Origin of the sequence: Burkholderia sp. E168m23, assembly GCF_016586125.1 — a bacterium.
Taxonomy (GTDB): domain Bacteria; phylum Pseudomonadota; class Gammaproteobacteria; order Burkholderiales; family Burkholderiaceae; genus Burkholderia; species Burkholderia orbicola.
Genome location: NZ_BCPP01000750.1, coordinates 1 through 3615 on the forward strand (window position 1 = coordinate 1; position 3615 = coordinate 3615).

Here is a 3615-nt window from a genome sequence, read left to right on the forward strand (position 1 = left end):
TGCGACAGCAGCGTGCCGTCGTCGGCGCGCAAGGTCGCGACGACCGTATCGTGTTCGCAAGGGCCGAAACGGTACGCGTAGGTCCAGTCGAAGAAGCGGCCGAGCAACTCGGCCGAGCCGAGCCGCACCGTGTCGTACGCGGCGATCCGCACCGGGCAGCCGGCCCGCGCGACCGGCGTGCGGCCGTCACGCAGCGCGACCAGCTCGATCGCCGCCGACAGCGGCGCCGGGCGCTCGTTGACGACGTGCACGTCGAGCCCGTTCAGTCCTTCGTCGACGAGCAGCACCTGGATCGGCTGCAGCACCTGGCGCAGCGCATACCAGGCCGATTTCGGCCGGTGCGCGGCGTCGATCACCCCCCATCCGGCGCCCGGCATCACGTCCTGGAACTGCCACACGAGCGCGCCGGCGCAGCGCGAGCCGGCGCGGCGCCATTCGGAAAACGTCTCGCGCATCACGTCCGCGATCACCGCACGCGACAGCTCGACATAGCGCGCCGGGTCCTCGCGCCGCAGCCGGTCGGGCGCGACGTCGTAGAGCGTCTGCAGATAGTGGTCGCGGATATCGTCGAAATCCCACGACGTGCCGGGGTCGCGCGGCACGGCCGCCTTCCAGCGAGGCTCGTGCACGCCGGGCCAGCCGAGTTCCGCGAGCGTCGCGTCGCACGGCACGTTCGCGAACGCGAGGCATTCGCTCGCGAAGCGCACGTCCGCGCGGCGCGCGTCGTCGAGCGGACGCAGGTACGCGCCGACGCCGTAGTAGTGCGACACGCGCTCGCGCGGCGTGAACGGCAGGACACCGCCGTCGGGCGAATCGGGCACGTAAGGGACATCGGGGCGGTGCGCGGCGGCGTGGCCGGCCAGCCGGTCGGCCGTCAATTCGAGGAAGCGCTGCTTCGGCCCGAGCCCCGACATCGCGGCTTGCTGCGCGATCTCGCTGCCGCCGCACAGCACCGCAAGCGACGGCGAGGCGCCGCGACGCGAGAGGAACTGGCTCGCTTCGCGATCGACGTTGGCCGCGAACGCGGGATCGTCGAGCGCGTAATCGAAGTTCGCGAAACCGAAGTCCTGCCACACCAGCAGCCCGAGCCGATCGCACGCCGCGTGGAATGCGTCGGCCTCGTAGGTCATCGTGCCGCCGACGCGGATCATGTTGAAACCGGCGTCGCGGGCGAGCCCGAGCAGGTAGCCGTAGGTCGCGTCGTCCGCGTGCAGCGCGAGCGGCGCGGCGCTGCTCCAGCATGCGCCGCGCGCGAACACGGGCACGCCGTTGATGCGCAGTCCGAACCCCTTGCCGTCGGCGCCGGGATCGATCTCGATCGTGCGAAAACCCGTCGAGCCGAGCGGCCGGCGCGTAGCGCCGATATGCAGCGCGATCTCGTAGAGCGCCGGTTCGCCATGCGTATGCGGCCACCAGCGGCGCACGTTGGGGATCGCGACGCTCGTGCGCAGCCGGTCGGCGCCGGCCCGTTCGAGCGTCGCGTGATGTTCGCCGCACGACAGCCGCGCCGCGAACGTGTCGGGCAGCGGCGCGGCGAACGTCAGTTCCGCATCGAGCCAGCCCGTGTCGCCTTCGACGCGTGCCTGCAGTTTGCAATCGGAGAGAACGGGCCCGTCGGCCGGATCGAGCACGTCGACGGGCCGCCACGGGCCGGTCGGCACGTACGGCGGAAACCAGCCCGGCATGTGCCCGAACAGCGACGTGCGGATCGTGCGCAGCCCGGCCGGCTCGGCCAGCCGTGTGCGCCAGCGCGCCCGGCGCGGTGCGCGTGCGTCGCGCAGGTGCGGCGCGAGTGCGCGGAAACAGATCGTCAGCCGGTGCGTGCCGTCGAGCGACACGGGCACGTCGTGCGCGACGAACATGCTGTCGGAATGGAGGATCGGCGTGTCGTCGAGCCAGGCCTGCGCGAGCGTCGCGAGGCCGTGAAAGCGCAGGATGCGCGGCCCGCGCCCGCGCAGCTCGAGGCGGTACCAGTGGTCGCGCTCGTCGAGCGACGCGGCTTCGTCGAGCCGGCCGGCCAGCGCGAGCGCCTGCGCGACCGTGCCGGGCACCGGCGCCGCGATCCAGCCGCCGTCGTCGGCAGGGAGGTCGCGCGGGTCCTGCACGGCGCCCGCGGCCGTCGCCAGCATCGACCACGCGGGCAGGGGGCGCGCGCGCGTCACCGCATGGCCGACACGGGCTCCGTGTCGTAGCGCACGGGCGTCACGTGCCGCAGCGGCGCACCGATCTGCCGCGCGCACGCGACGAGGTCGCCGTACGCGGTCTCGATCGCTTCGAGCGTCGAATCGCCGCGTTCTTCCTTGCCGCGTGCGCACGCGCGCGCGAGCCGGAATTCGAGCACCATCGCCTCCGACGCGATGCGATCGCACGCGGCGCGGATCTCGGCGAACGGCCCGGTGCAGCCGCTCGCCTGCAGCCAGCGCGCATAGTGGCCGAACAGTTCGAAATTCGCGCCGAGCTGACGCACCGAATTGAACGAATACGCATGGAAGTGCTCGAGCGGCGCCTCCGCGAGGATGGGCGCGTCGGCCTGCAACTGCCGACGGAACGCCGCGATCGGATCGACGACCGGCAGGCGCCGCAGGTGGCGCTGCAACGCGGCGAGCGACGCTTCGCAGAGCGCGCGCTCGTCGAGCGGCGCAAAGCGTCGCTTCGCGCATTCGACGTACGGCGGCAGCGTCATCGGCGAACTGCCGCCGACGAGCCCGTTGTAGTCGAAATCCTCGGCGACGTAATAGCCGCTGTTGTGGAAGTAGCCGATCTGGTGCTTCGCGCGGTCGATCGCGTCGATGCCGATCGTCGTCTTCGTGTGCTGGGTGCGGTAGCTGCTGCCGCGCGTATCGGGCAGGAACCACGCATCGACCTCGACGATCATCAGGTGGCCGCGTGCGACCTGCGTCTCGATGTGCTGGTCGAGCGGCTCGTAGATCGAATGTTCCTGCACGACGATCCCGTAGAGCCGCTCCAGCTCGTCGTGCGGAAACTTGAAGAACGTGAACTGGTCGCCCTCGAAATCGAGCGCGATCGTAAACGGCAGCGCCGCGTACGGATTGAGGCCCCACCACCGGAGCACCTCGAGCCACATGTCGACGTAGCAGTTGGTCTGTTTCCAGACCATCTCCTGACTGTGCAGCGGGTGCGGCCGGTAGTGGCGCGCGCGGTGGCGCACGCTCTCGAACGACGCGTCTTCGCCGTCGCGGGAAACGAACCTCATCGCGTGCCCCACAGCACGTCGCGAACTGCTTGCGGCCATGCGTCGATGTCGAAGCCGTGGTGGCGGAACAGCGCGAGCGTGAGCCGCTCGAGGCCGAAGCCGACGCAGCCCGTGTGCGCGACGTCGCCCGTCGCGGTGCGGATGTCCCACAGCAGCCCGAAGTGGTCCATGTGGTAGTTGAAGCTCAGGCACGCGGTCTGGCGATCGTCGTGCTCGATCGGGATCAGCAGCTCGAACTTCAGGCTCTGCTCGCGCTGGCTGTCCGCGACGATCTTGCCGCCGCGTCCGAAGAACGGGTCGTTCGCGAGATCGATCGCATTCGGCAGGCCCAGCGACTCGATCATCCGCGTGCCGCGTTCGATCCACGTCTCGCGGAACGAGACGATCTGCTCGGGCGTGCC

General features: G+C 70.5%; 2 protein-coding genes and 1 pseudogene. All 3 read right to left on the reverse strand.

Annotated elements, in window-relative coordinates:
- A partial coding sequence (locus JMF90_RS28840) for a glycoside hydrolase family 2 protein (protein ID WP_374104283.1) occupies window positions 1-2129 on the reverse strand: 2129 nt, incomplete at its 3' end.
- A gap of 29 nt (window positions 2130-2158) precedes the next feature.
- Window positions 2159-3214, reverse strand: coding sequence for a DUF1839 family protein (locus JMF90_RS28845; RefSeq protein WP_011547859.1), 1056 nt, complete (start codon window positions 3212-3214; stop codon window positions 2159-2161).
- Window positions 3211-3615: pseudogene (locus JMF90_RS28850) on the reverse strand (hypothetical protein); the annotation flags it as partial. The pseudogene JMF90_RS28850 and the gene JMF90_RS28845, both read right to left, overlap by 4 nt.

Bases quoted from the DNA above. Each gene is read 5' to 3' on its own strand.
- JMF90_RS28845 (WP_011547859.1), bottom strand. From the start codon at position 3,214: ATGAGGTTCGTTTCCCGCGACGGCGAAGACGCGTCGTTCGAGAGCGTG.